1 protein-coding gene is annotated in these 509 nt (G+C 42.0%); it reads left to right on the plus strand.

From position 1 onward, the window contains the following. Nucleotides 1-323 precede the first annotated feature (323 nt). On the plus strand, nucleotides 324-509 hold a 186-nt coding region (locus PYV02_RS15345), incomplete at its 3' end, for a hypothetical protein (RefSeq protein ID WP_275759950.1).

Raw genomic sequence — 509 nt, forward strand, 5'->3', positions numbered from 1 at the left:
GTTACTTCCCAGGGCACGGGTAAGAGCACCAGGGCGGCTTCGTCTTCTTTGAAAGGAAGACCAAATATGTTGTTAGATTTTAATCCGACTGAATTGGGATCAAATGTTGTTAGATCAGCCATCTGCTTTTGAATTGGGCGACAAATTTAGAATTTATATGGTATTGACAAGTGTTAAACCCTGACTTCTAAGAAAATGTTAAAGCGGCGGTAGGCCTTTATATAATATACCGGCGCTTACCATTGTCATGCTTTTGTTGTGTTTTTACACGTAACTTTGCCTATTCTCAGACAGTTATGAAAAAGTCGCATATAGTCCTGTTGGTGTTGATCGCAGCAGCGGTAGGTATCATCGTAAGCATGTTTGGCGATTTCAGCACCTACGAAACCTTTGCCTCTGCGGCTAAGGATCCGGGCAAGAAGTATCACGTAATAGGTGTGCTCGCCAAAGGTAAAAACATGGAATATGATCCGGTAAAAGATCCTAACCACTTCGTGTTTTATGTAGAG

Source organism: Antiquaquibacter metalliresistens (genome assembly GCF_029211225.1).
Lineage (GTDB): Bacteria > Actinomycetota > Actinomycetes > Actinomycetales > Microbacteriaceae > Rhodoglobus > Rhodoglobus metalliresistens.